The 25,488-nt window shown below is 73.3% G+C and carries 19 protein-coding genes and 1 riboswitch; of the genes, 6 read left to right on the forward strand and 13 right to left on the reverse strand.

The annotated features are described in order from the left end of the window. Positions 1 to 565 precede the first annotated feature (565 nt). The 4 genes from HHL19_RS33405 to HHL19_RS33420 form a co-directional block, all read right to left on the reverse strand. Positions 566 to 1,216: a thymidine kinase gene (locus HHL19_RS33405; RefSeq protein ID WP_169094138.1), complete on the reverse strand. Its 651-nt coding sequence runs from the start codon at positions 1,214 to 1,216 to the stop codon at positions 566 to 568. A gap of 65 nt (positions 1,217 to 1,281) precedes the next feature. Continuing rightward, a complete protein-coding gene (locus HHL19_RS33410; protein ID WP_169094139.1) occupies positions 1,282 to 2,487 on the reverse strand; it encodes a nucleotide pyrophosphatase/phosphodiesterase family protein in 1,206 nt (401 codons plus the stop codon). Further along, positions 2,487 to 3,086, reverse strand: coding sequence for a DUF5998 family protein (locus HHL19_RS33415; RefSeq protein ID WP_169094140.1), 600 nt, complete (start codon positions 3,084 to 3,086; stop codon positions 2,487 to 2,489). The genes HHL19_RS33410 and HHL19_RS33415 overlap by 1 nt, the downstream gene beginning before the upstream one ends. A 39-nt stretch (positions 3,087 to 3,125) precedes the next feature. Next, positions 3,126 to 6,041 carry a bifunctional GNAT family N-acetyltransferase/acetate--CoA ligase family protein gene (locus HHL19_RS33420; protein WP_169094141.1) on the reverse strand — a complete coding sequence of 972 codons (2,916 nt, stop codon included), beginning with the start codon at positions 6,039 to 6,041 and terminating at the stop codon, positions 3,126 to 3,128. Between the two features lie 259 nt (positions 6,042 to 6,300). On the opposite strand from HHL19_RS33420, the gene HHL19_RS33425 reads away from it, so the two are divergent. Continuing rightward, positions 6,301 to 6,582 (forward strand): HPr family phosphocarrier protein, encoded by a 282-nt coding sequence (locus HHL19_RS33425; protein ID WP_043227291.1) that lies wholly within the window; start codon positions 6,301 to 6,303, stop codon positions 6,580 to 6,582. Positions 6,583 to 6,748: 166 nt separating this feature from the next. Here the strand turns inward: HHL19_RS33425 and HHL19_RS33430 are convergent, their stop codons facing one another. From HHL19_RS33430 to HHL19_RS33445, 4 genes are all read right to left on the reverse strand, one after another. Then, positions 6,749 to 7,432: a GntR family transcriptional regulator gene (locus HHL19_RS33430; protein ID WP_169094142.1), complete on the reverse strand. Its 684-nt coding sequence runs from the start codon at positions 7,430 to 7,432 to the stop codon at positions 6,749 to 6,751. Between the two features lie 238 nt (positions 7,433 to 7,670). Further along, positions 7,671 to 8,441 (reverse strand): M23 family metallopeptidase, encoded by a 771-nt coding sequence (locus HHL19_RS33435; RefSeq protein WP_169094143.1) that lies wholly within the window; start codon positions 8,439 to 8,441, stop codon positions 7,671 to 7,673. A gap of 8 nt (positions 8,442 to 8,449) precedes the next feature. Next, positions 8,450 to 8,610, reverse strand: a riboswitch (cyclic di-AMP (ydaO/yuaA leader). Between the two features lie 199 nt (positions 8,611 to 8,809). Further along, positions 8,810 to 10,174 carry a pitrilysin family protein gene (locus HHL19_RS33440; protein ID WP_169094230.1) on the reverse strand — a complete coding sequence of 455 codons (1,365 nt, stop codon included), beginning with the start codon at positions 10,172 to 10,174 and terminating at the stop codon, positions 8,810 to 8,812. Between the two features lie 26 nt (positions 10,175 to 10,200). Beyond that, positions 10,201 to 11,550 carry a pitrilysin family protein gene (locus HHL19_RS33445; protein ID WP_169094144.1) on the reverse strand — a complete coding sequence of 450 codons (1,350 nt, stop codon included), beginning with the start codon at positions 11,548 to 11,550 and terminating at the stop codon, positions 10,201 to 10,203. Positions 11,551 to 11,732: 182 nt separating this feature from the next. On the opposite strand from HHL19_RS33445, the gene HHL19_RS33450 reads away from it, so the two are divergent. Further along, entirely contained in the window at positions 11,733 to 14,192 is a 2,460-nt protein-coding gene (locus HHL19_RS33450; protein ID WP_169094145.1) for a DNA topoisomerase IV subunit A, read from the forward strand. Between the two features lie 109 nt (positions 14,193 to 14,301). Here HHL19_RS33450 and HHL19_RS33455 read toward each other — a convergent pair whose 3' ends face one another. Beyond that, positions 14,302 to 14,967, reverse strand: a complete 666-nt coding sequence (locus HHL19_RS33455) for a TetR/AcrR family transcriptional regulator C-terminal domain-containing protein (protein ID WP_169094146.1) — start codon at positions 14,965 to 14,967, stop codon at positions 14,302 to 14,304. A gap of 93 nt (positions 14,968 to 15,060) precedes the next feature. Between HHL19_RS33455 and HHL19_RS33460 the strand changes: the two genes are divergently transcribed. Further along, positions 15,061 to 16,578 (forward strand): FAD-dependent monooxygenase, encoded by a 1,518-nt coding sequence (locus HHL19_RS33460; protein ID WP_169094147.1) that lies wholly within the window; start codon positions 15,061 to 15,063, stop codon positions 16,576 to 16,578. A 7-nt stretch (positions 16,579 to 16,585) separates the two neighbouring features. On the opposite strand, the gene HHL19_RS33465 is transcribed toward HHL19_RS33460, so the two are convergent. After that, entirely contained in the window at positions 16,586 to 17,635 is a 1,050-nt protein-coding gene (locus tag HHL19_RS33465; RefSeq protein ID WP_169094148.1) for a GTP-binding protein, read from the reverse strand. 315 nt (positions 17,636 to 17,950) lie between these two features. On the opposite strand from HHL19_RS33465, the gene HHL19_RS33470 reads away from it, so the two are divergent. Both HHL19_RS33470 and HHL19_RS33475 read left to right on the forward strand, forming a co-directional pair. Further along, positions 17,951 to 19,702: a sensor histidine kinase gene (locus HHL19_RS33470; RefSeq protein WP_169094149.1), complete on the forward strand. Its 1,752-nt coding sequence runs from the start codon at positions 17,951 to 17,953 to the stop codon at positions 19,700 to 19,702. Further along, positions 19,699 to 20,379, forward strand: coding sequence for a response regulator (locus HHL19_RS33475; protein WP_169094150.1), 681 nt, complete (start codon positions 19,699 to 19,701; stop codon positions 20,377 to 20,379). The genes HHL19_RS33470 and HHL19_RS33475 overlap by 4 nt, the downstream gene beginning before the upstream one ends. A 19-nt stretch (positions 20,380 to 20,398) precedes the next feature. Here HHL19_RS33475 and HHL19_RS33480 read toward each other — a convergent pair whose 3' ends face one another. From HHL19_RS33480 to HHL19_RS33490, 3 genes are all read right to left on the reverse strand, one after another. After that, entirely contained in the window at positions 20,399 to 21,991 is a 1,593-nt protein-coding gene (locus HHL19_RS33480) for a cation acetate symporter (protein ID WP_169094151.1), read from the reverse strand. After that, positions 21,988 to 22,371, reverse strand: coding sequence for a DUF485 domain-containing protein (locus HHL19_RS33485; protein WP_346768517.1), 384 nt, complete (start codon positions 22,369 to 22,371; stop codon positions 21,988 to 21,990). The genes HHL19_RS33480 and HHL19_RS33485 overlap by 4 nt, the downstream gene beginning before the upstream one ends. Positions 22,372 to 22,658: 287 nt before the next feature. Further along, positions 22,659 to 24,776: a DNA topoisomerase IV subunit B gene (locus tag HHL19_RS33490; RefSeq protein ID WP_169094153.1), complete on the reverse strand. Its 2,118-nt coding sequence runs from the start codon at positions 24,774 to 24,776 to the stop codon at positions 22,659 to 22,661. 436 nt (positions 24,777 to 25,212) lie between these two features. On the opposite strand from HHL19_RS33490, the gene HHL19_RS33495 reads away from it, so the two are divergent. Beyond that, on the forward strand, positions 25,213 to 25,443 hold the full coding sequence (locus tag HHL19_RS33495) for a hypothetical protein (RefSeq protein WP_030495106.1): 231 nt from the start codon (positions 25,213 to 25,215) through the stop codon (positions 25,441 to 25,443). Positions 25,444 to 25,488: the final 45 nt, after the last annotated feature.

A 25,488-nucleotide genomic window follows, 5' to 3' on the forward strand; every position in this document is an offset into this window, starting at 1 on the left:
TCCCTCCCGGGCAGGGGTGGGCGCGGGCGGGGCGGCGGGTGGCACGGATCCTCCAGGGAGCGCACGGCTCGTCGGTCACCCGCGGCGAACACACGGCGGGACGAACCCATTACTCCCGGTTGGAGCGTCCCGGAGTGGATCACCGGGCGAGGTCGGGGCAGCGCCCAGGTGAACACCCGGTGTCACCGCCCGGAGAAGCACCGCCTCGGACAGGCATCAGAGCGGAAGCCGATCCGCCGGTCGCCTCCGGCAGGCAGCACGGCGGGCACCCGCCCGCCGGTCGCCTCAGACTGAGGTCAGGGCCGACGCCCGCCCGCCGGTCGCCTCCGGCAGGCGTCACGCCGGACACCCATCCGCCGGGAGCCTCAGACCAGGTCACGTCGGGACGCCCGTCAGCCAGTCCCCTCAGACCGGGGTCACGGCGGACACCCGCCCGCCGGTCGCCTCAGACCGAGACCAGGGCCGACGCCCGCCCGCCGGTCGCCTCCGGCAGGCGTCACGCCGGACACCCGCCCGCCGGGAGCCTCCGGCAGGCAGCACGGCGGGCACCCGCCCGCCGGTCGCGTCAGGCCGGGGTCACCGGCAGCACGTCCGGTGACAGGGCCGCCGCGCGGGCGCTCGCGCTCGTCATCCGTCGGCGGTGGTGGCGCCGGCACAGCACCTCGTACCCGACGACCTCCGTGGCGGTGTTCACATCGCCGACGACGACCTGCTCGCCCTCGACGACCATGTGGCCGTCGACGGTCCGGGCGTTGTGGGTGGCGCGGGCGCCGCACCAGCAGAGCGCCTCCACCTGGAGCTGCTCGATCCGGTCGGCGAGCTCGATGAGCCGCTGCGAGCCGGGGAAGAGCTTGGTCCGGAAGTCGGTGGTGATGCCGAAGGCGTACACGTCGAGCCCGAGGTCGTCGACGATCCTCGCGAGCTGGTCGATCTGGACCGGTGCGAGGAACTGCGCCTCGTCGACGATCACGTAGTCGGCCTTGCCGCCCTGGGAGAGCTGGTCGACGAGGTACGCGTACAGGTCAAGGCCGTCCGGCGCCTCGACGGCCTCGGTCACCAGGCCGAGCCGCGAGGACAGCTTCCCGGCGCCCGCCCGGTCGTCCCGGGTGAAGATCACGCCCTGGAGTCCGCGCGCGTCGCGGTTGTGCGCGATCTGGAGCGCCAGCGTGCTCTTTCCGCAGTCCATCGTTCCGGAGAAGAACACCAGCTCGGGCATGACGGGTCGCAGACCTTTCGGGTCGGAGGGAAGAACAGGACAGGAACAGGAACAGCGGAGAGGGGTCAGGACCGGACTTCGAGCAGCGGTACGAACTGTTCGGCGGGGGTCATCGACCCGTGCATGCCGGTCATCCGGGTCTCCAGCGGCTCGCCGACGGACGCGACGAGGGCCACGTCGTCGTGGGCCGCGGCGACGACGTCGCCGATCCGGCCGTACACCCGCTCGTCGACCGTGTCGCCGAACCAGCCGAGGGCGATGGCCTCGTCGCGGCCCGCCACCCAGAACTGCTCGCCGAGGACCTCGCGCCAGCAGGTGAGGACGTCGGCCTCGGCGCCGGGGACGGCGTAGACGTGCCGGGCGCGGCCCTCGCCGCCGAGGAGGGCGACGCCGGCGCGCAGCTCCCAGTCCTCGTCGACGTCGATGCGGTGCTCCTCGTCGAAGGGCACGTCGACCATGCCGTGGTCGGCGGTGACGTACAGCGCGGACCGGGCGGGCAGCTGCTCGGCGAGCCGCTGGACGAGCCGGTCGACGAGCATGAGCTGGCCGCGCCAGGCGTCGGAGTCGAGGCCGAAGCGGTGCCCGGCGCCGTCGAGTTCGCTGTAGTACGTGTAGACCAGCGAGCGGTCGCCGCCGGCCAGCTGCTCGGCGGCGAGGTCCATGCGCTCCTCGCCGGAGAGGCGGCCGTGGAAGGCGCCGCCGCTGAGCGCGATCTGGGTGAGCGGGGTCTGCTCGAAGATCGGGGAGGACACCTGCGCGGTGTGGATCCCGGCCTCGTGGGCCTGCTGGAAGACGGTCGGGTACGGCTGCCAGGCCTTGGGCGGGGTCCAGGGGCGCCACTTGAGCTGGTTCATCAGCTCGCCGGTCTCGGGGTTGCGCACCGTGTAGCCGCCGAGGCCGTGGGTGCCGGGGGCGCGGCCGGTGCCGACGGAGGCGAGCGAGGTGGCGGTGGTGGCGGGGAAGCCGGCGGTGAGGGGCCGGCCGGTGCCGCCGCGCGAGGAGCCGAGCAGCGAGGTCAGGTACGGGGCCTCGTCGGGGTGGGCCTTGATCTGCTCCCAGCCGAGCCCGTCGACGAGGAAGACGCAGACGCGGTCGGCGGGGGTCAGCTCGGTGATCCGCGCCTCGAAGCCGGGCACGCCCTGGCCGGCGACGAGGGTGGGCAGCAGGTCGGCGAGGGAGCCGGTGCCGTACTCGGGCAGCGGGGCGGACTCGGGCGCGAGCGGGACCGGGTCGTCCGGCCAGCCGTGGGCGACGGAGGTCGGCTGCGCCATCAGCGGCCGGCCGTCGGCGCGGTGTCGGCGGTGGCCTCGGAGAGCGCCTGGGCGAAGACGAGGGTCTGCCGGACGGTGTCCGGGCCGTCCCCGGCCTCGCTGACGCGCAGGCTGAGGTCGTCCGCGGTGGCGTTGCCGGTGTAGCCGTGGTCGGCGTCGCAGTTCGGGTCGCCGCAGGCGGCGGGCTCCAGGTCGATCCGGGAGACGGCGCCCCAGCCGATGGTCAGGACGACCTCGCGGGGCACGCTGCCCGGGGTGTACGACTCCGGGTTGGCGACGACGCGGCTGACCACGACCGAGGAGATCCGGTCCAGCTTCACGGACTCGGTGGACGTGGTGGCGTACGGGCTCGGCGAGCTGTTGTCGGCCGCCTGCTCGTCGGTGTGGCTGACGATGAAGCGGCTCGGGGTCAGCACGAGGACGGTGACGTGCCGCCGGACCTCGTTGGCGTCGAAGGTGGTCTCCTGGTGGACCACGTACGACGCGACGTCCTCACCGCCGACGGCGGCCTCCACCGCCTCGGACACGAGGGCGGGGTAGTAGCCGCTGCGCTCGATCGCCGCGCGCAGCCCCTGGGTCGTCGTACCGCTCTTCACCATGGACTCCATCCTACGGGGCCGCGGGCCCCCTCCGGCCCTTCAGTAGCTGGGCAGGCGGCGGGGGCCGAGGTCGGTGGTGGGCGCGGGCGGGGCGAGGCGGACCGAGGCGCCGAGGACGGAGACGCCGGAGGGGGCGACGACCGCCGGTTCGAGGGCGACGGAGACGATCTCCGGGTGGTCGTCGACCAGCCGGGAGACCCGGAGCAGCAGCTCTTCCAGGGCGGGGGTGTCGACGGGGGCCGAGCCGCGCCAGCCGAAGAGCAGCGGGGCGGTCCGGATGGAGCGGACCAGCTCGGCGGCGTCCCGGTCGGTGGCCGGGACGAGGCGGTGGGCGGTGTCGCCGAGGAGTTCGGAGGCGGCGCCGGCGAGCCCGAAGGAGAGGACGGCGCCGACGGCGGGGTCGATCGCGGCGCGGATCACCGTGTCCACGCCGCGGGGCGCCATCGCCTGGACGACCGGCTGGAGCTCCTCGGGCTTGCCGAGGGCCTCGGTCAGCTCCGCGTAGGCGGTCCGCAGCTGCTGCTCGGTCGCCAGGTCGAGCCGGACGCCGCCGAGGTCGGGGCGGTGGCGCAGGTGCGGGGCGGTGGTCTTGAGCGCCACCGGGTAGCCGAGCCGGGCGGCGGCCGCGACGGCGGCGTCGGGTCCGGGCGCGGGCAGGGTGGGGCGCGGCGCGATGCCGTACCGGGCGAGCAGTTCGGCGGTCTCGTCGGCGGTGAGGGTGACGCCCCGGGATTCCTGTCCGGCGCCGCGCTCGCCGAGCACGCGGTCGATGAGCGCGGCGGCGCCGGCCTCGTCGATGGAGTCGTACTCCGGTACGCGTCCCGGGTCGGCGGCCTGCCGCCGCCACTGCGCGTACCGCACGGCCTCGGCGAGGGCGCGGACGGCCCGCTCGGCGGCGGGGTAGGCGGGGATGTTCCGGGCGGGGGCGGCCGGGCCCGGGGTCTCGGGCGTGTCCCGCGCGTCCTGTGCCGGTCGCGCCTCGGGGGGCGCGGGTGCGGCCGGGCGGCGGGGGCGGGCGGGCGCGGGGCGGGTGCTGGTGGCGGCGGAGAGGGCCTCGGCGAGGCCGCCCATCTCGACGTGGACGACGACGACCGGCTTGGCGGCGCCCGCGGCCCCGCTGCCGGCGACGGCCTCGCGGAGGGAGGCGGCCAGAACCTCGGTGGTGCCCTCGATGCCGACCCAGGGGATCGCGGTGACGACGACGGCGTCGCAGGAGTCGTCGGCGAGCGCGGCGGCGAGCGCGTCCCGGAAGTCGGCCGGGGTGGCGCCGGTCGTCAGGTCGAGGGGCCGCTGCGGGCGCAGTCCCTCGGTGAGGCAGGCGTCGTACGCGAGGAGGCCGAGGGACTCGGAGTTCCCGAGGATCGCGACGCGCGGGCCCGCGGGCAGCGGCTGCCCGGCGAGCAGCACCCCGGCGTCGACGAGTTCGGTGACGGTGTCGACGCGGATGACGCCGGCCTGGCGCAGCAGCGCGGAGACGGTGGCGTGCGGGATGCGGGTGACGGGGACCCGGTGTCCCGGCGGGGCGCTGCCGCTGTGCCGGGCGCCCTTGACCACGACGACGGGCTTGACGGCGGCGGTGCGGCGGGCGAGCCGGGCGAACTTGCGGGGATTGCCGAGGGACTCCAGGTAGAGGAGGACGACGTCGGTCGCCGGGTCGTCGTACCAGTGCTGGAGGACGTCGTTGCCGGAGACGTCCGCGCGGTTGCCGGCGGAGATGAAGGAGGAGAGGCCGGCGCCGCGCCGGTGCAGCCGGGCGAGGAGGGCGACGCCGATGGCGCCGGACTGGGTGAAGAGGCCGATGCGCCCGGCGGCGGGCAGCTCGGGGGCGAGGGAGGCGTTGAGCCGCACGTCCTCGGCGGTGTCGATGATCCCGAAGGCGTTGGGGCCGATGATCCGCATGCCGTACGAGCGGGCCTGGCGGACCAGGGCCCGCTGCCGCTCGCGGCCTTCGGCGCCGCCGCTCTCGGCGTACCCGGCGGAGAGGACGACGAGGCCGCGCACCCCGTGTTCGCCGCAGTCGGCGACGACCTCGGGGACCCGCTCGGCGGGGACGGCGACGATCGCGAGGTCGACGGGGGCTCCGATGGCGGCGACGGAGGGGAAGGCGGGCACGCCGTCGAGTTCGGCCTCCGCGTCCGCGCCGAGCGCGGGGTTGACCGCGTACACCTGCCCGGTGAAGCCGCCCGCGAGCACGTTCCGCAGCACGGTCCTGCCGACGCCGCCGGGGGTGCGGCCGGCGCCGACGACGGCGACCGAGCGGGGGGCGAGGAGCCGCTGCACGGAGCGGGCCTCGGCGCGCTGTTCGCGGGCGCGCTGGACGGCGAGGGAGCGGTCGGTCGGTTCGAGGTCGAGGTGGAGGCGGACGGAGCCGTCCTCGAAGCTGCGCTTCTGGGTGTAGCCGGCGTCCGTGAACACCTTGATCATCTTGGTGTTGGCGGGGAGCACCTCGGCGGCGAAGCGACGGATGCCGCGCTCGCGGGCGACGGCCGCGATGTGTTCGAGGAGGGCGGAGGCGACGCCGCGGCCCTGGTGCGCGTCCTGGACGAGGAAGGCGACCTCGGCCTCGTCGGCGGGGAAGGAGGCGGGGCGGCCGAGGTCGTTGATCCGGTCGTAGCGGACGGTGGCGATGAACTCGCCGCCGACGGTGGCGGCGAGGCCGACCCGGTCGACGAAGTCGTGGTGGGTGAAGCGGTGGACGTCCTTGGCGGAGAGCCGGGGGTAGGGGGCGAAGAAGCGGTAGTACTTCGACTCGTCCGAGACCTGCTCGTAGAAGCTGACGAGCCGGTCGGCGTCGTCGGCGGTGATGGGCCGGATGCGCGCGGTGCCGCCGTCCCTGAGCACGACGTCGGCCTCCCAGTGGTCGGGGTAGGCGTGCTCCTCCGGCGCCGGACGACCGCCCGCCGCCCCGTCTCCGGCCCCGCCCGGTCCGTCCGTCTGCTCCGACGCGCTGCGCATGGGCAAAGCCTACGGCCGGGGTCCGACACCGGCACCGCCCGTGCGCCCACTCCCTGGCGGTACACGGCTCGCGCGGCCTTGCGGCCCCGTGCAAGGTAGGAGGGCCGAACGTCGCACGGATGCGGGGCTAGAGTCGTGTCTTCCGGATCAGGCCGCGGCCCGGCGTGGTCCGGAAGACACGACCCGGGTCGGCAGGAGCATGCCGCAACCCGTGAGAGACTGGTCTAGACAACCCGCTGAAGACCTGAAGGGCAACACCATGGCTGAGCGCCGCGTCAACGTCGGCTGGGCCGAGGGCCTGCACGCCCGCCCCGCCTCCATCTTCGTCCGTGCCGCCACGGCCTCCGGTGTCCCGGTGACCATCGCCAAGGCCGACGGTAACCCGGTCAACGCCGCGTCCATGCTCGCGGTCCTCGGCCTGGGCGCGCAGGGCGGCGAGGAGATCGTGCTCGCTTCGGACGCCGAGGGCGCGGAGGCCGCGCTCGAGCGCCTCGCCAAGCTGGTCGCCGAGGGCCTCGACGAGCTCCCCGAGACGGTCTGACCCGGCGGGTCGATCCACGCCTTTCTTCGGACGGCCGTGTTCCCGGAATTCCCGGTGGACACGGCCTTCCGGCATTTCCGGAGCCATTCCGATCCCTTTCCTGGCAGCTTTCGGGCAGCACAGAAAGGCGCCTGGGAATAGCTATTCTTTGTATACGGTGCCCGTGTTAATTCCGGACGCTCGCCGTGTTGACGGCATGTTGCGAAACCCTCACACGGCCCCGCTCGGGCCTTTTCAGGCGGTGCAGCGGAAGCGTGTGCTCGGCGTGCTGCGCGGTGAGCGCGCGGGCCCGTTCGGCGTCACCGCGGGCGATCGCGTCGACGATCGCGCCGTGCTCGGCCCAGGCCTCGACGGGCCGGTCCGGCTGGTCCACCACGTACATCCAGGCGATCTTGTGGCGCAGCTGGGTGAGGAGCGCGGCGAGCGCCGGGGAACCGGAGGCCTGCGCGAGCGTCTCGTGGAACCAGCCGCCGAGCGCCCGCAGGTCCTCGCCCTGCCCCCGCCGGGCCCGCTCCTGCCCCAGCCTGACCAGGCCCCGCAGCACCTTGAGGTGGGCGTCGGTGCGCCGCTGGGCGGCCCGCGCGGCGCCGAGCGGTTCGAGCAGCGCCCGTACGTCGAGGAGGTCGGCGGCCTCCTGGTCGGTGGGCTCGGCGACATGGGCGCCCGCGTGCCGGCGGCTGACGACGAAGCCCTCGGACTCCAGGGTGCGCAGCGCCTCGCGGACCGGGACGCGGGAGACGCCGTAACGGCGGGCGAGCTGTTCCTCGGTCAGCCGGCTGCCGCGCTCGAAGACCCCCGAGACGATGTCGTCCCGGATCGCCGTGCATACCGATTGCGCGGGAACCCGCATGTCCGACCTCCGTATTCACTCCGCGCGCACCTAATTCGAGCAGCGCCGTTCACGCGACTCTATTGCAGGGCGCCGGAAATTCCGATGCCCCCTCGGAATTCGTCCGGTTCGCGACGGAATCACCAGGACGCCGAAAGGCCCCGGCTCACAGGAGCCGGGGCCTTTCGATTCGATGGGACGCGGGGCGTCGGAGACCTCAGGACCTCAGGGCTTCAGGGCCTCAGGGACCTCAAGGGCCTCAGAGGCTGACGCCGCGGGCGCGGAGGTACGCGACGGGGTTGATGTCGGAGCCGTACTCGGCGGTGGTCCGGGCCTCGAAGTGGAGGTGCGGGCCGGTGGAGTTGCCGGTCGAGCCGGAGACGCCTATCTGCTGGCCGGGCTCGACGGCCTGGCCGACGTAGACGCCGATCGACGACAGGTGGCCGTACTGGGTGTACGTGCCGTCGTTCATCCGGATCACGATGTTGTTGCCGTACGCGCCGCCCCAGCCGGCCTCGACGACGGTGCCGGAGCCGACGGAGACGACCGAGCTGCCGTAGGAGGCGTGGAAGTCGACGCCGGAGTGGCTGCCGGAGGACCAGAGCGAGCCACCGGCTTTGTAGCCGGTGGAGACGTACGAGCCGGCGACCGGGAGGTTGAAGGAGGCGAGCCGGCGGCGCTCGGCCTCACGGGCGGCGCGCTCCTTGGCCTCGCGGATCTCCTTGGCGCGGGCCTCGGCCTTGCGCTTCGCCTCGGCGCGCGCCTTGGCCCGGGCCTCGGCCTCGGCGGCCTCCCGCTCCTGGGCGGCGGCCTGCGCGCTGACCTGGTCCGCGATGGACTCGTCGGCGATCACCTGGGTGAGGCCGGTGTCCTCGGGGGAACGGTCGTCCGTGTCGGCGGCGAGCGCCGGGGAGGCCAGGGCGCCGACGACGCCGGTGGTGGCGAGGGCGGCCACGCCGGCGATGCCGGCGCTGCGGCGAGCCAGTCGGCTCGCACCACGATGCTTCCCGGTGGCACGGGTGAACGCCAAGACGGTTCCTTTCCTTCCTTCTCGCCTACCGGGTTAGCTGACGGGTTCGGAGCAGGAAGGTCTCCTACGGGCCCCTCCGCGTGGCGAAGGCGTCCGATTCACCCCAGGGACTGCGTGGGTCCCCGGCTCCCCAGGCTCGCGCCTGACGGGGACTCGGCGATGTCTGTCCGGTTGCCGCGGGTGCGGCGCGTGCGTCGGGTCGAACAGACGGATCGACGCTAGGCCGGACGGATGTCGATCGCCAAACAGACGCACCCATTTGTAAGACATGCCACAGGGCATACGATCACCCTTATCCCTATAACGGACAAAGCGGAGGCCTCCGGCGTTTCCACGCATCGGAGACCTCCGCCGGAGCCGACGAGGCGTCAGCTCACCACGCTCACCTCGCCGATGCCGAGGGCCCGCACGGGCTCCTCGATCTGCGACGCGTCGCCCACCAGGACCGTGACGAGCCGGTCCACCGGGAAGGCGCTGACGACGGCGGCCGTGGCCTCGACCGTGCCGGTCTCGGCGAGCCGCGCGTACAGCCGGGCCTGGTAGTCGTCCGGGAGGTGCTGCTCGACCTGGTCGGAGAGGGTCGCGGCGACCGACGCGGCCGTCTCGTACTTGAGCGGGGCCACGCCCACCAGGTTCTGCACCGCCACGTCCCGCTCCGCGTCGGTCAGACCGCCCTCCGCCAGGGTGCGGAGCACCTTCCACAGGTCGTCGAGGGCCGGACCGGTGTTGGGGGTGTCGACCGAGCCGCTGATCGCCAGCATCGAGGCGCCGTGCCCCTCGCCGTCCGAGCGGAGCACCTGCCCGAAGGCGCGCACGCCGTACGTGTACCCCTTCTCCTCGCGCAGGACGGCGTCCAGACGGGACGTCAGGGTGCCGCCGAGGCAGTAGACGCCGAGGACCTGCGCGGCCCACACGGAGTCGTGGCGGTCCGGGCCGATCCGGCCGATGAGCAGCTGGGTCTGGACCGCCCCGGGGCGGTCGACGATGACGACCCGTCCGGTGTCGTCGGCGGTGATCGGTGCCATCGGGCGCGGCGCGGCCGGCTTGCCGCTCCAGCCGCCGAGGGTCTCGGCGAGGACCTTGTCGAGGTCGACGCCGGTGAGGTCGCCGACGACGACCGCGGTGGCGGCGGCGGGCCGCACGTGCGCGTCGTAGAAGGCGCGGACGGCGGCGGCGTCGATGGCCTTCACCGTCTCCTCGGTGCCCTGGCGGGGCCGGGACATCCGGGTGGCGGCCGGGAAGAGCTCCTTGTAGAGCTGCTTGGCGGCCCGGCGGCTCGGGTTGGCGGCCTCGTGCGGGATCTCGTCGAGGCGGTTGTCCACCAGTCGCTTGACCTCGTCGGCGTCGAAGGCCGGGGAGATCAGCGCCTCGGCGACGAGGCCGAGCGCCTTGGGGAGCCGGGAGACCGGGACCTCCAGGGAGACCCGGACGCCGGGGTGGTCCGCGTGCGCGTCGAGGGTGGCGCCGCAGCGCTCCAGCTCGGCCGCGAACTCCTCGGCGCCGCGCTCGGTGGTCCCCTCGGAGAGGGCGCGCGCCATGATCGTCGCGACGCCGTCGAGGCCCTCGGGCTCGGCTTCCAGCGGGGCGTCGACGAAGATCTCGACGGCGACGACCTGCTGGCCGGGGCGGTGGCAGCGGAGCACCGTCAGGCCGTTGTCGAGCGCGCCGCGCTCGGGGGCCGGGAAGGCCCACGGCCTGGCCGGGCCGGCCAGCGGCTGCGGGTGGAAATCCATGCTGGTCAGGGACACGGCGGCGTCGGTCACTGGTCCGCTCCTTCCTCGTCGTCGCCGTCGGCGCTCTCGTCGGTGGTCACCGGCTCGTAGACCAGCACCGCGCGGTTGTCGGGGCGCAGCCGGGCCGCGGCCACCTCGCGCACCTCGTCGGCGGTGACGGCGAGGACGCGGTCGACCGCGGTCAGGGCGAGCTGCGGGTCACCGAACAGCACGGCGAAGCGGCACAGTTCGTCGGCGCGGCCGGCCACCGTCCCGAGCCGGTCGAGCCATTCGCGCTCCAGCTGGGCCTGGGCGCGCTCCATCTCCTCGGCGGTCGGGCCCTCGGCCGCGAAGCGGGCGAGCTCCTCGTCGACGGCCGCCTCGATGGCGGGGACCTCGACGCCGCCGGAGGTCTTGACGTCCAGCCAGCCGAGCGAGGGGGCGCCGGCGAGCCGCAGCAGGCCGAAGCCGGCGGCGACCGCGGTGCGGTCGCGCCGCACCAGCCGGTTGTGCAGGCGGGAGGACTCGCCGCCGCCGAGCACGGTGAGGGCGAGGTCGGCCGCGTCGCACGCGCGCGTGCCGTCCTCGGGCAGCCGGTAGGCGGCCATCAGGGCGCGGGCCGGGACGTCCTCGACGAGGACCTCGCGCAGCTGCTCGCCGATGACCTCCGGCAGGGCGCCGTCGCGTGGGGCGGGCTTGCCGTCGTGGCCGGGGATGGAGCCGAAGTACTTCTCCACCCAGGCGAGCGTCTGCTCCGGGTCGATGTCGCCGACCACCGAGAGGACCGCGTTGTTGGGCGCGTAGTAGGTGCGGAAGAAGGCCCGCGCGTCCTCCAGGGTGGCCGCGTCCAGGTCCGCCATCGAGCCGATGGGGGTGTGGTGGTACGGGTGGCCCTCGGGGTACGCGAGCGCGGTGAGCTTCTCGAAGGCGGTGCCGTACGGCACGTTGTCGTACCGCTGGCGGCGCTCGTTCTTCACGACGTCGCGCTGGTTCTCCATCGACTCGTCGTCGAGGGCGGCGAGCAGCGAGCCCATCCGGTCCGCCTCCAGCCAGAGCGCGAGCTCCAGCTGGTGGGTGGGCATCGTCTCGAAGTAGTTGGTGCGCTCGAAGCTGGTCGTGCCGTTGAGCGAGCCGCCGGCGCCCTGGACGAGTTCGAAGTGGCCGTTGCCGTGCACCTGCTTCGAGCCCTGGAACATCAGGTGCTCGAAGAGGTGGGCGAGGCCCGTGCGGCCCTCGACCTCGTGGCGCGAACCGACGTCGTACCAGAGGCAGACCGCGGCGACCGGGGTCAGGTGGTCCTCGGAGAGGACCACCCTCAGGCCGTTCGCCAGGCGGTGCTCGGTCGCTGTCAGGCCGCCGGAGCCGGCCTCGGCCGTGGCCGTGTGACCCATGGGCATGTACATCCCTTCGATCGCGATCTGGAAAAGTGCTGCCACTGTATGCAAGCGCGCCGACACCTGGCGAAGTTCCCGGAGTACTCCGATGTCCCTCGTCCGGGTCGCGGTCGGCGTTGTCGGTGGCACGGTCCACAATGGTCCGCGTCAGATCAAGCTTTGTCGGAGAAGGAGCCGCAGCCGCGATGGCCCGCCGCAGCACGAAGACACCGCCGCCGGACGACGCGTACGAGGAGAGGATCCTCGACATCGACGTCGTCGACGAGATGCAGGGCTCCTTCCTCGAGTACGCCTACTCGGTCATCTACTCGCGCGCCCTGCCCGACGCCCGCGACGGCATGAAGCCGGTCCAGCGGCGCATCGTCTACCAGATGAACGAGATGGGCCTGCGCCCCGACCGCGGCTTCGTCAAGTGCGCCCGCGTGGTCGGCGAGGTGATGGGCAAGCTGCACCCGCACGGCGACGCCTCGATCTACGACGCCATGGTCCGCATGGCGCAGCCGTTCTCCATGCGCGTGCCGCTGGTCGACGGCCACGGCAACTTCGGCTCGCTGGGCAACGACGACCCGCCGGCCGCCATGCGGTACACCGAGTCGCGGATGGCCCCGGCCGCCCTGCTGATGACCGAGTCCATCGACGAGGACACGGTCGACTTCGCGCCCAACTACGACGGCCAGGAGCAGGAGCCGGTCGCGCTCCCCGCCGCGTACCCGAACCTGCTGGTGAACGGCGCCTCGGGCATCGCGGTCGGCATGGCCACCAACATGCCCCCGCACAACCTCGGCGAGGTCGTCGCGGCCGCCCGCCACCTGATCCGGTACCCGAACGCGGACCTGGACGCGCTGATGCGCTTCGTCCCGGGCCCCGACCTGCCGACCGGCGGCCGGATCGTCGGTCTGAACGGCATCCGGGACGCGTACGAGACGGGCCGCGGCACCTTCAAGATCCGCGCCACCACCTCGGTGGAGACCGTGACGGCCCGCCGCAAGGGCATCGTCGTCACCGAACTGCCCTTCACGGTCGGCCCCGAGAAGGTCATCTCCAAGATCAAGGACCTGGTCGGCTCGAAGAAGCTCCAGGGCATCGCCGACGTCAAGGACCTCACCGACCGGGCCCACGGACTCCGCCTGGTCATCGAGATCAAGAACGGCTTCGTGCCCGAGGCCGTCCTGGAGCAGCTCTACAAGCTGACGCCGATGGAGGAGTCCTTCGGCATCAACAACGTGGCCCTGGTGGACGGCCAGCCGCTCACCCTGGGCCTCAAGGAGCTCCTGGAGGTCTACCTCGACCACCGCTTCGAGGTGGTCCGCCGCCGCTCCGAGTACCGCCGCGGCAAGAAGCGCGACCGGCTCCACCTGGTCGAGGGCCTGCTCGTCGCCCTCCTCGACATCGACGAGGTCATCCGGCTCATCCGGGAGAGCGAGAACTCCTCGGAGGCCAAGGCGCGCCTCATGGAGCGCTTCTCGCTGAGCGAGATCCAGACGCAGTACATCCTGGACACCCCGCTGCGCCGGCTCACCAAGTTCGACCGCATCGAGCTGGAGACCGAGCGCGACCGGCTCACCGGCGAGATCGACGAGCTGACCGGGATCCTGGACTCCGACTCCGAGCTGCGCAAGCTGGTCTCGGCCGAACTGGCCGCGGTCGCGAAGAAGTTCGCCACCGACCGGCGCACGGTCCTCCTGGAGTCGGCGGGCGCCCCGGTGGCGGCCGTGCCGCTGGAGGTCGCGGACGACCCGTGCCGGGTGCTGCTCTCCTCGACCGGCCTGCTGGCCCGGACGGTCGCGGCGGAGCTGCCGCCGGCCGACCCGGACGCCAAGCGGGCCAAGCACGACGTGATCGTCTCGTCGGTGGCGGCCACCCAGCGCGGCGACGTGGGCGCGGTGACCTCGACGGGCCGCCTGCTGCGGGTCGCGGTCATCGACCTGCCGCAGCTGCCCGACACGGCCGCGGCGCCGAACCTGGCGGGCGGGGCGCCGCTGTCCGAGTTCCTGTCCCTGGAGGCGGACGAGACGGTGGTCTGCCTGACCACCCTGGACGAGGCCTCCCCCGGCCTGGCGCTCGGCACCCTCCAGGGCGTGGTCAAGCGGGTGGTGCCCGACTATCCGGCGAACAAGGACGAGCTGGAGGTCATCACCCTCAAGGACGGCGACCGGATCGTCGGCGCGGTCGAGCTGCGGACGGGCGAGGAGGACCTGGTCTTCATCACCTCGGACGCGCAGCTGCTGCGCTACCCGGCCTCCCAGGTGCGGCCGCAGGGCCGCCCGGCCGGCGGCATGGCGGGCATCAAGCTGGCGGCCGGCGCCGAGGTGCTGTCCTTCGGCGCGGTGGACCCGGCGGCGGACGCGGCCGTGTTCACGGTGGCGGGCTCGACCGGCACCCTGGACGGCTCCGCCGCGACCTCGGCGAAGCTGACCCCCTTCGACCAGTACCCGCGCAAGGGCCGGGCGACCGGCGGCGTGCGCTGCCAGCGCTTCCTGAAGGGCGAGGAGGTCCTGCTCCTGGCCTGGGCGGGCGCCCTGCCGGCCCGCGCCGCGCAGAAGAACGGCACACCGGTGGACCTGCCGGAGGCCGACCCGCGCCGCGACGGCTCGGGCACTCCGCTCCCGAAGCCGGTCGACGTGGTGGCGGGCCCGGCGGAGTAGCCACCGCGCACGCCCTCACACGCCTTCGTACGCCTTCGTACGCCCCGTACGCCTTCGTACGCGCGAAGCCCCCGCTCCGGCCGGAGCGGGGGCTTCGTCGTGCTCGGGTTCAGGTCCGCGGGGCGGGGGCGTACACCGTCTCGATCCCCGCGATGATCAGCCGCAGCCCCTCCTCGAAGCGCTCGTCGTAGCCGGCGAAGATCTCGGCGCCGGCCGCGGCCGCCAGGGGGTAGTCGGCGAGGCGCCGGGCGCGTTCCTCGACGTCGAAGCCCTCCCGGGGCTCGCCGGGCTGGGACTCGGTGCCCTGCTCCTCGGTGACGAAGCCGAGCGTGTACATGTACGCCGTCGTGCTGGCCCGCACCGCCTCGCGCAGCGAGAACCCGGCGTCGACGAGGGCACCGAGCTGGCGCTCCATGTCCTGGGCGTGGTCGCTGCCGGTGAAGCGGGCGCCGCTGTAGACCTTGGCGCCGTCGCGGTAGCGCAGCAGCCCGGCACGCAGCCCCCGGTTGGCGGTGAGCATGAGCTCCTGCCAGCTCTGCCCGGCGACCGGCCGGGCGTCCGGGTCGGCGACCATCCGCCGGTACATGACGGTCGCCATCTCGTCGAGCAGTGCCTGCTTGTTCTTGAAGTGCCAGTACAGGGCCGGGGCCTGGACGTGCAGCTCCTGGGCGATCGCGCGGAGCGTGAGCCCCTCCAGACCGCGCTCGTTCAGCAGCCGCAGGGCGGTCTCCGCCACCTGGCCGGGTTCCAGCTTGCTCGTCTTCTTGGTCGCCACACCGTCACGGTATCCCCTTGACTCCTTAACGCCGTTAAGTCCATCCTTGACGCATCACTCTTTAACGACGTTAAGGAAGCGAGGCGGTCACCCATGGGCGCGACCGGGGACAGGCACGCGGACAGCCGCAGGAACGGCCGGGGGGACAGCCGCGGGGACGCGGACGTCGTCATCGCGGGGGCGGGCCCGACGGGACTGGTGCTCGCCCTCGACCTCGCCCGCCGGGGCGTGCGGGCGCTCCTCCTGGAGCGCGCCGGCGGACTCTTCCCCGGCTCGCGCGGCAAGGGACTCCAGCCCCGCAGCCAGGAGGTCCTGGACGACCTCGGGGTGCTGCCCGAGGTGCTGGCGGCGGGGGCCTCGTACCCCAGGATGCTGGCCTGGGAGGGCACCGAGCGGCGCGGCGAGTGGGACATGGTCGAGCGCTCCGAGCCCACCGAGCAGGTGCCGTACGCGAACACCCTGCTGATCCCGCAGTCCCGCGTCCAGGAGCTGCTGTACGCCCGGCTGACGGAGCTCGGCGGCGCCGTCCGGTTCGGTGCCGGGCTGGCCGGACTCGACCAGGACGAGGACGGCGTGACGGTGGAGCTGACCGGCGGCGGGACGATCAGAGCCGGCTGCCTGGTCGGCGCGGACGGCGGCCGCTCGACCGTCCGCAGGGCCCTCGGCATCGGCATGACCGGCGAGACGGTCGACCCGCGCCCGATGCTCGTCGCCGATGTGCGGATCGCCGCGGGCGCGCTGACCGATCGGGACCACTGGCACGTCTGGCGGGCCCCCGACGGCGGTGTGGCGCTCTGCCCGCTGCCGGGCGGCGACGGCCTCTTCCAGCTCGCCGCCACCTTCGAGGACGCGGCAGCCGCCGTGGACACCACCCCGGAAGGCGTCCGCGCACTCCTCACCGCACGCACCCCCCTCGCAGCGGACGAGATCACCGGCGTGACCTGGGCCTCGGACTACCGCGCCCGGGCGGCCCTGGCGGACCGCTTCCGGGAAGGCCGTGTCTTCCTGGCGGGCGACGCGGCCCACGTCCACTCCCCCGCCGGCGGCCAGGGCCTCAACACCGGCGTCCAGGACGCGTACAACCTCGGCTGGAAGCTCGCCCAGGTCCTGCTCCACGGCGCGCCGGCCGCGCTCCTCGACTCCTACGAGGCGGAGCGCCGCCCGGTGGCGGCGGAGGTCCTCGGCCTCAGCACCCGCCTCCACAGGGCGACCGTCGACGGCGAGGCCACCCGGCGGGGCAAGGAGGTCCAGCAGCTGGGCCTCGGCTACCGGGACTCGGCACTCGCGGTGGACACCCGCCCGGAGACGCCCGGGGACACCCTGCGCGCGGGCGACCGCGCCCCGGACGGCCCCTACGGCGAGGCGCGCCTCTTCGACCTCTTCCGGGGCCCGCACTTCACCCTGCTCACGATCGGCGCCACCGCACCGCCGCCGCCCCTCCCCCCGTCCGTCCGCACGGCCGCACTGGCGGCCTGCGCCCCGTACGGCCCCGGCGTGTTCCTCATCCGCCCGGACGGCTACCTCGGCTGGGCCGGCACCGGCGGCGACCCGACCCTCGGCACCTACCTGGCGGCGGTCGGCCTGATACCGGCGGAGGCGCCAGCGGCGTGAAAGCCGCCTAGGCCTCCGCGGGCGGCTCGTCGCCCTGGGGGACATACCGCAGGACGCCCCACATGCTGTGCTCGTCCGGGGCGTCCCCGGGGCCGTCCTGCTCGCAGGCGGCGAGTTCCTTGCGGAGAGCGCCCGCGTCGACGCCCGAGCCGATCAGGACGAGCTGCGAGAGCCGCTCCTCCCCGGCCGGCCAGGGCTCCGGGTAGAAGCGCAGGAAGCGGCCGACGGCGTGCACCAGGTAGCGGTGCCCGGGGTCGGCGACGCCGAAGTCGACGAAGCCCTTGAGGCGGTACAGCCCCTCGGGGCGCGAGTCGAGGAAGGCCATCAGCCGCCGCGGATGCAGCGGCACGGCGGTGGACAGGGAGACGGTGTCGTAGGCGGCGTGCGGGTGCGCGTGGCCGTCCTCGTCGGCGTAGAGAATGTCCTCGATCGACATCTGCCCGGCGATCTCGTCCTCCGGGACGACCCGGTCGAAGAGCAGCTCGGGATCGATCCGGCCGTGCGCCGCCTCGATCACCGCGGCCCGCCCCGCGAGCCCGGCCACGGTCTCCCGGACCGCGCTCAGCTCCTCCCGGGACACCCGGTCGGCCTTGTTGACGACGACGAGGTCGGCGAGGGCGAGGTGGCGGTCGGTCTCGGGGTGCCGCTCCCGCGTGGCGGCGAACTCGGCGGCGTCGACGACCTCGACGAGGCCGCCGTACACGGCCCGCCGGTTCTCGCTGGCGAGCACCATCCGCACCAGCTCCTGCGGCTCGGCCAGCCCGCTCGCCTCGATCACGATCACGTCCAGGCGCAGCTCGGGCCGGGTCAGCACCTCCAGGTACTCGTCCAGCTCGCTCGCGTCCACGGCGCAGCACAGGCACCCGTTCCCCAGGGAGACCGTCGAGCCCACCTGCCCGGCGACGGTCATCGCGTCGATTCCGATGTCCCCGAAGTCGTTGACCATGACCCCGATCCGGGTCCCCCGCGCGCCACGCAGCAGATGGTTGAGGAGCGTGGTCTTCCCGGCCCCGAGAAACCCGGCGAGAACGACGACGGGAATCTGCTGCGCACTCACGGAACGGACCTTTCACTGAACGACGCCGGACACGGCCCGGGACGGCACTCGGCGCGGTCCCCGGACCGGCCCCCAGGATAGGCAGCCCGCCCCCACCCCCTTCCTTGCACACGCACACGCAGACACGCCCCGGGGGCTGTCGGTCGCCGAGTCCGGCGTCCGCGGCCCGCACGGCGCCCACGCACCCGTACACGCACGCCCCGGGGCGTGCCCGGCCGATCATGGTCGCGGACCCGGCCTCGGTCCGGCCGCCGGGCCCCGGTGCCCGCCCCCGGCATTTCCGGTCGCGCGGGCCGTCCCCGTACCGTTTCGGGCATGACCGGCACCGCTTCGCTCCCCTCCGCGCGGTCGGCCGTGCGCCGGCGGCGCCGACTGGGATGGCCGCGGCGGGTGTTCTCGCAGGTGCTGCTGATGCAGCTGGCCGTCGCCACCGGCGTGACCGTGCTGGCCACCGGCCTCTTCCTGGCCCCGCTGAGCGCCCAGCTCGACGACCAGGCCATGCGGCGGGCCCTGGCCATCGCCGAGACCATGGCCTCCACGCGTACCGCCGCGGACCTGGCCGGCGGGCCGCCGTCGGCGACGGGCCCGGTGCAGCGCGAGGCCGAGCGGATCCGGGCCGCGACCGGCGCCGAGTACGTCGTCGTCATGGACACCCGCGGCGTGCGCTGGTCGCACACCGACCCCGCCCAGATCGGCCGGACCGTCTCCACCGACCCGAGCGAGGTGCTCGCCGGCGCCGAGGTGATGGAGATCGACAGCGGCACCCTCGGCCGCTCGGCGCGCGGCAAGGCGCCGCTGCTCGACGCCGACGGCGGGATCGTCGGCGCCGTCTCCGTCGGCATCGAGTACGACAGCGTCCGCGACCGGCTCCTCTCCGCCATCCCCGGCCTCCTGGCCTACGCGGGCGGCGCGCTCGCGGCCGGCGCCCTGGCGGCGTACCTGATCTCCCGGCGGATCCAGCGCCAGACCCGTGACCTGGCCTTCTCCGACATCTCGGCGCTGCTCGCCGAGCGCGAGGCGATGCTGCACGGCATCCGCGAGGGCGTGGTGGCGCTGGACCGGAAGGGCTCCGTACGGCTCCTCAACGACGAGGCGCAGCGGCTGCTCGGCCTCGGCCCCGAGGCGGCCGGGCAGCCGCTCGACGCGCTCCTCGGCCCGGGCCGCACCGCGGACGTGCTGACCGGCCGGGCGGCCGGCGCCGACCTCGTGACCGTCCAGGGGCACCGCGTGCTCATCGCCAACCGGATGCCCACGGACGACGGCGGCGCCGTGGCGACCCTGCGCGACCGCACCGAGCTGGAGCGGCTGGGCCGGGAGCTGGACTCCACCCGCGGCCTGATCGACGCCCTGCGGGCCCAGGACCACGAACACGCCAACCGGCTGCACACCCTCCTCGGGCTGCTCGAACTGGAGCTGTACGAGGAGGCGGCCGACTACGTCACCGAGGTCGTCGGGGTGCACCGGGCGACCGCCGAGCAGGTGACCGAGAAGGTCCACGACCCGCTGCTCGCGGCGCTCCTCGTCGGCAAGGCGACGGTCGCCGCCGAGCGGGGCGTCTCCCTGCGGATCGCCCCGGACTCCCTGCTCCCCGACCGTCTGGTCGACCCGCGCGAACTGGTCACCGTCGTCGGCAACCTCGTCGACAACGCCCTGGACGCCGCCGCCGGCACCGAGGACGCCCGGGTCGAGGTGGCGCTGCGCGCCGAGGGCCGGACGGTCGTCCTGCGGGTCGCCGACAGCGGCCCCGGCGTCCCCGAGGACCGCCGGGAGCTGATCTTCACCGAGGGCTGGACCACCAAGGAACCGCCCTCGCACGGCCGCCGGGGCCTCGGCCTCGCCCTCGTACGCCGCCTCGCCGAGCGACGCGGCGGCTCCGCGCGGGTGGCGACGGCCGGGACCGGCGGCGCGCAGTTCACGGTGGTCCTCCCGGACGCCCTCACCGAACGGTCTCCAGCAGCCCCGGCCGAGCGGTCTCCGGCAGCCCACGCCGGGCGGTCCCAGGACGTCGAGGCCGCCCCGGACACCCCGGCGGAGGCCCCGCCCGCGACCCAGGAGGTGCCCCGATGATCGACGTGCTCGTCGTCGACGACGACGTCCGCGTGGCGCGGGTGAACGCCGCGTACGTGACCAAGCTGCCCGGCTTCCGGGTCGCGGCCACCGCCCACTCCACCGCCGAGGCGCTGGACGTCCTCGACGGTCACCCCGTGGACCTGGTCCTCCTGGACCACCACCTCCCCGACGAGAACGGCCTCGCCGCCATCCGCGAGCTGCGGGCGAGGGGCCACCAGTGCGACGTGATCATGGTGACCGCCGCCAGGGACGTGGCGACCGTGCAGGCGGCGATGCGGCACGGCGCCCTCCAGTACCTGGTCAAACCGTTCAACTTCGCCGGACTGCGTTCCAAGCTGGAGGCGTACGCGACGCTCCGCCGCACCCTGGAGAACGGCGGCGAGGCGGAACAGGCCGAGGTCGACCGCATCTTCGGCACCCTCGCGGCCGGCTCCGTCGCCCCCGACCTGCCCAAGGGGCACTCCCCGACGACGGCCGAGCTGGTCCGCCAGGCGCTGCTCGCCGCCGGCGGACCGCTCTCCACCCAGGAGCTGGCCGAGCGGACCGGCGTGAGCCGCCAGACCGCCCAGCGCTACCTCAAGCTCCTCGAACGGACCGGGCGCGTCCGGCTCTCCCTCCGGTACGGCGAGACCGGCCGCCCCGAGCACCGCTACACCTGGGTCTCCTCCCCCTGACGCGCCCGCCCCGGGGAGCTCAGACCGCCCCGGCCCCCGTCAGCGCCCGCACCTCGGTCTCGGCGTGCCGCGCCTCGTCGGGCGGTTCGGCGGAGGTGACGGTGCCGAGCCAGCCGGCGAGGAAGCCGAGCGGGATGGAGACCACGCCCGGGTTCTGCAGCGGGAAGAGCTGGAAGTCGACGCCGGGGAAGAGCGCCTCCGGGCCGCCGGAGACGACCGGCGAGAACAGCACCAGGAGCACCGCGGGGACGAGTCCGCCGTAGACGGACCAGACCGCGCCCCGGGTGGTGAAGCGGCGCCAGAAGAGCGAGTACAGCAGCACCGGCAGGTTGGCCGAGGCGGCGACCGCGAAGGCGAGGCCGACGAGGAAGGCGACGTTGAGGTCGCTGGCGAGCAGTCCGAGGCCGATCGCGACGGCCCCGATGACCGCGGCGGCCACCCGCGCCACCGCGACTTCGCTGTACTGCTTCCGGTCCGGCCGGCGCAGCGAGGCGTAGAGGTCGTGGGCGACGGAGGCCGAGGAGGCCAAGGTGATCCCGGCGACGACGGCGAGGATGGTCGCGAAGGCGACGGCCGCGACGACCGCGAAGAGCACCGTGCCGCCGGTGGAGCCCGCTCCCCCGCCGAGGTCGAGCGCGAGCAGCGGGACGGCCGTGTTCCCCGAGGCGTTGGAGGCGCGGACCTCGGCGGAGCCGATGAGGGCGGCGGCGCCGAAGCCGAGGACGATCGTCATCAGGTAGAAGCCGCCGATGAGGCCGATGGACCAGACGACGGAGCGGCGGGCGGCCCGCGCGGTGGGCACGGTGTAGAAGCGGGACAGGATGTGCGGCAGTCCGGCGGTGCCGAGGACGAGCGCGAGCCCGAGGCTGATGAAGTCGAGCCGGGCGGTCCAATCGCCGCCGTACTTCAGTCCCGGGCCGAGGAAGGCGCTGCCGTGCCCGCTGCGTTCGGCGGCGGTGTTGAGCAGGCTGTTCACATCGCCGTGGAAGCGGACGAGGACCAGGACGGTGAGCGCGACGGTGCCGGCCATCAGCAGCACCGCCTTGACGATCTGGATCCAGGTGGTGGCCCGCATCCCGCCGAGCGACACGTAGATCACCATCAGCGCGCCGACGCCGACGACGGTCCAGGTGCGCGCCGCCTCGCCGGTGCCGCCGAGGAGGAGCGCGACCAGGCTGCCGGCGCCGACCATCTGGGCCACCAGGTAGAGCACCGAGACGGCGACGGAGGAGGTGCCGGCCGCGATCCGTACGGGCCGTTCGGCCATCCGCGCGGCGACGACGTCGGCGAGGGTGAACCGGCCGCAGTTGCGGACGAGTTCGGCGACGAGGAGGAGCACCACCAGCCAGGCGACGAGGAAGCCGACCGAGTAGAGCATGCCGTCGTAGCCGTAGAGGGCGATGAGGCCGGAGATGCCGAGGAAGGAGGCCGCCGACATGTAGTCGCCGGCGATGGCGAATCCGTTCTCCATCGGCGAGAAGAGCCGCCCGCCGGCGTAGAACTCCTCGGCCGAGCCGTGCCGGTCGCGGCTCACCCAGGTGGTGATGGCGAGCGTCACGGCGACGAAGACGCTGAAGAGGACCAGGGCGAGGGTCTGGTGGTCTCCGGTCACCACTGTCCGGCTCCTCTCGTCATCTCCTGGGTGTCCCAGCGCAGTTCGAGCGCCGCCCGGTCCCGGCGCAGGCGGGCGTGCCGCGCGTAGGCCCAGGTGAGGAGGAAGGTGGTGAGGAACTGGCCGAGTCCGGCGACCATCGCCACGTTGACCGCGCCCGCCACCGGGCGGGCCATCAGGCCGGGGGCGGCGGTGGCGGCGACGACGTAGGCGAGGTACCAGAGCAGGAAGGCGAGGGTCGCGGGGAAGGCGAAGCGGCGGTAGCGGCGCCGTACCTCCTGGAAGGCGGGGCTGCGCTGGACCTCCAGGTAGACCCCGGCCGTCCCCGGCGCGCCGTGCGCGGCCTCGTCGTACCGCTGGTGCGGTAGCCCCGGCGGGATCCCGCCCGCCCCGTCGTCCCGCGCCCCCGCGCGCTCCTGCTCGTCCAGCTGCTCCACCGGTCAACTCTCCTTGTCAGCGAACCGTTTCGGCCGCGTGCCCAAGGATGGACAGAGCGGGCAGATCCCGGACTCTTCTCCCTCCGCTCTTCACCCCATCAGGTGACTCTGCGGCCCGGCGCCTGACCGGACCGGACCGATATGCGTATGGACGCCGAACGCCGACCGGCCCGGCCCCCGTGGTGCGGGGGCCGGGCCGGTGCGGTGTGCGCGAGGGGCGGCGGTGCGGCTCAGGCGTCGATGCGCGAGCGGTCGAGCGTCGCCGCCGAGCTGGTGATGAACTCCTTGCGGGGCGCCACGTCGTTGCCCATCAGCAGGTCGAAAACCGTCTCGGCCGCGTCCAGGTCGCCGATGTTGATCCGGCGCAGGGTGCGGTGGCGCGGGTCCATCGTGGTCTCCGCGAGCTGGTCGGCGTCCATCTCGCCGAGGCCCTTGTAGCGCTGGATGGAGTCCTTGTAGCGGACCCCCTTGCGCTGGAGCTCCAGGAGCGTCTGCCGCAGCTCGCTGTCGGAGTACGTGTACACGTACTTGTCCTGGCCCTTCTTGGGCTGGACCAGCTCGATCCGGTGGAGCGGCGGCACGGCCGCGAAGACCCGCCCCGCCTCGACCATGGGCCGCATGTAGCGCTGGAAGAGGGTGAGCAGGAGCGTCCGGATGTGCGAGCCGTCGACGTCGGCGTCGGTCATCATGATGACCTTGCCGTAGCGCGCCGCGTCGATGTCGAAGGTGCGGCCCGAACCGGCCCCTATGACCTGGATGATCGCGCCGCACTCGGCGTTCTTCAGCATGTCCGAGACGGACGACTTCTGGACGTTGAGGATCTTGCCGCGGATCGGCAGCAGCGCCTGGAACTCGCTGTTGCGGGCGAGCTTGGCGGTGCCGAGCGCGGAGTCTCCCTCGACGATGAAGAGCTCGCTGCGCTCCACGTCGTCGCTGCGGCAGTCGGCCAGCTTGGCCGGCAGCGAGGAGGACTCCAGGGCGGTCTTCCGGCGCTGCGCCTCCTTGTGCTGGCGGGCGGCGATCCGGGTGCGGGCCGCGGCGACGGCCTTCTCCAGGACGGCCCGGGCCTGCGCCTTGGCGTCCCGCTTGGTGGAGGTCAGGAAGGCCTTGAGCTCGCGGGCGACGACGGTGGCCACGATCCGGCGGGCCGCCGAGGTGCCGAGGACCTCCTTGGTCTGGCCCTCGAACTGCGGCTCGGCGAGCCGGACCGTGACGACGGCGGTCATGCCCTCCAGGGCGTCGTCCTTGACGATGTCGTCCTCGGCGACGCGCAGCAGCTTCGCCGAGCGCAGCACCTCGTTGACCGTCTTGGTGATGGCCTGCTCGAAGCCGGAGACGTGGGTGCCGCCCTTGGGGGTGGCGATGATGTTCACGAAGGACCGGACCGTGGTGTCGTACCCGGTGCCCCAGCGCAGCGCGACGTCCACGCCGAGCTCGCGGGTGACCTCCGTGGGCGTCATGTGGCCGCGGTCGTCCAGGACGGGGACGGTCTCCTTGAAGGTGCCCTGGCCGGTGAGGCGCAGCACGTCGCAGACGGCCTTGTCCTGCGCGAGGTACTCGCAGAACTCGCTGATGCCGCCGTCGAAGCGGAAGACCTCCTCGCTCTTGCCGATCCCCTCCAGGTCCCGCTCGTCGCGGACGACGATGGTGAGGCCGGGCACGAGGAAGGCGGTCTGGCGGGCGCGCTGGTGCAGCGTCTCCAGGGCGAGCTTGGCGTCCTTGAGGAAGATCTGGCGGTCGGCCCAGTAGCGGACGCGGGTGCCGGTGCGGGTCTTGGGCACCCGCTTGCCCTTGATCAGCCCGCTCGACGGGTCGAAGGGGCTGTCCGGGCCCTGCTCGGTGAAGATGCCGGGGACGCCGCGCCGGAAGCTGATCGCGTGCGTGGCGCCGTTCCGGTCGACCTCGACGTCGAGGCGGGCCGAGAGGGCGTTGACCACGGAGGCGCCGACGCCGTGCAGACCGCCGGAGGCCGCGTACGAGCCGCCGCCGAACTTTCCGCCGGCGTGCAGCTTGGTCATTACGACCTCGACGCCGGAGAGGCCGGTCTTGGGCTCGACGTCGACCGGGATGCCCCGGCCGTTGTCCCGGACCTCGACCGAGCCGTCGTCGTGGAGGATGACGTCGATGTGGTCGCAGTAGCCACCCAGGGCTTCGTCGACCGAGTTGTCGATGATCTCCCAGAGGCAGTGCATCAGGCCACGGCTGTCGGTGGACCCGATGTACATTCCGGGGCGTTTGCGGACCGCTTCGAGCCCTTCGAGGACGAGCAGGTGCCGCGCGGTGTAGTTGGAACCGTCACGGTCTGCGGTCAGCAGCGCACTGGACGGCACGGACGTTTCGGCGGTCACGCGGTTCGCTCCTCGCTGAATTTGAAATCTTGCCCGATGGGGTGAGTACCGGCATCGCTCACCGCTCAGAGGGTACCGATGCCTGGTGGGGCCGCTGAAACGCCACCCACTCGGTTTCCTCATGCTAGTCCAGACTCGTATGGATGTTCGATCCCTCGAAGGGGTGACGCGAACATCACGTTCCCTTCCGCGCATGAACCATCTAGGCTCCGGGCACGTCCTCATGAACAACCGGCAACCCCGCCGGGAGGACGACCGACACACCACAGCAACGCGAAACCCGTAGAGCGACGCAATACGGCTCATTCGCCGCCAACCGGCAACAGACAGCCACCTTGGGAAAAAGTTTCAAGGGAAAGCCACGAGCGGGAACGTTTTCGGCCTGGTTGGATGTTGACCCTGGTACGACAGCTCGTCGAGCTAGAGAAGAGGCGACGTGACTACTGTTCTGACCCCCGCGAGCCCCCTGACGGCCGCTGACCGCTGCGACCGCTGCGGCGCCCAGGCTTACCTGCGTGTCGTCCTGGCCAGCGGAGGTGACTTGCTCTTCTGCGCCCACCACGGTCGCAAGTTCGAGCCGGAACTCAAGAAGATCGCCGTTGAGATACAGGATGAGACGGACCGGCTGACCGACGTGCCGGCCCGCACGGTGGGCGACGAGCACTGACGCCGCGCATCCACGACGAGCTCAGGGCCGGCCCCTAGACGGCCG

The sequence above is a fragment of the Streptomyces sp. R302 genome, from assembly GCF_012927245.1.
In the GTDB taxonomy this organism is placed as follows: domain Bacteria; phylum Actinomycetota; class Actinomycetes; order Streptomycetales; family Streptomycetaceae; genus Streptomyces.

Bases quoted from the DNA above. Each gene is read 5' to 3' on its own strand.
- HHL19_RS33475 (WP_169094150.1), top strand. From the start codon at position 19,699: ATGATCGACGTGCTCGTCGTCGACGACGACGTCCGCGTGGCGCGGGTG.
- HHL19_RS33470 (WP_169094149.1), top strand. From the start codon at position 17,951: ATGACCGGCACCGCTTCGCTCCCCTCCGCGCGGTCGGCCGTGCGCCGG.
- HHL19_RS33405 (WP_169094138.1), bottom strand. From the start codon at position 1,216: ATGCCCGAGCTGGTGTTCTTCTCCGGAACGATGGACTGCGGAAAGAGC.
- HHL19_RS33445 (WP_169094144.1), bottom strand. From the start codon at position 11,550: ATGCCCATGGGTCACACGGCCACGGCCGAGGCCGGCTCCGGCGGCCTG.
- HHL19_RS33425 (WP_043227291.1), top strand. From the start codon at position 6,301: ATGGCTGAGCGCCGCGTCAACGTCGGCTGGGCCGAGGGCCTGCACGCC.
- HHL19_RS33440 (WP_169094230.1), bottom strand. From the start codon at position 10,174: ATGGATTTCCACCCGCAGCCGCTGGCCGGCCCGGCCAGGCCGTGGGCC.
- HHL19_RS33450 (WP_169094145.1), top strand. From the start codon at position 11,733: ATGGCCCGCCGCAGCACGAAGACACCGCCGCCGGACGACGCGTACGAG.
- HHL19_RS33420 (WP_169094141.1), bottom strand. From the start codon at position 6,041: ATGCGCAGCGCGTCGGAGCAGACGGACGGACCGGGCGGGGCCGGAGAC.
- HHL19_RS33415 (WP_169094140.1), bottom strand. From the start codon at position 3,086: ATGGTGAAGAGCGGTACGACGACCCAGGGGCTGCGCGCGGCGATCGAG.
- HHL19_RS33430 (WP_169094142.1), bottom strand. From the start codon at position 7,432: ATGCGGGTTCCCGCGCAATCGGTATGCACGGCGATCCGGGACGACATC.
- HHL19_RS33460 (WP_169094147.1), top strand. From the start codon at position 15,061: ATGGGCGCGACCGGGGACAGGCACGCGGACAGCCGCAGGAACGGCCGG.
- HHL19_RS33410 (WP_169094139.1), bottom strand. From the start codon at position 2,487: ATGGCGCAGCCGACCTCCGTCGCCCACGGCTGGCCGGACGACCCGGTC.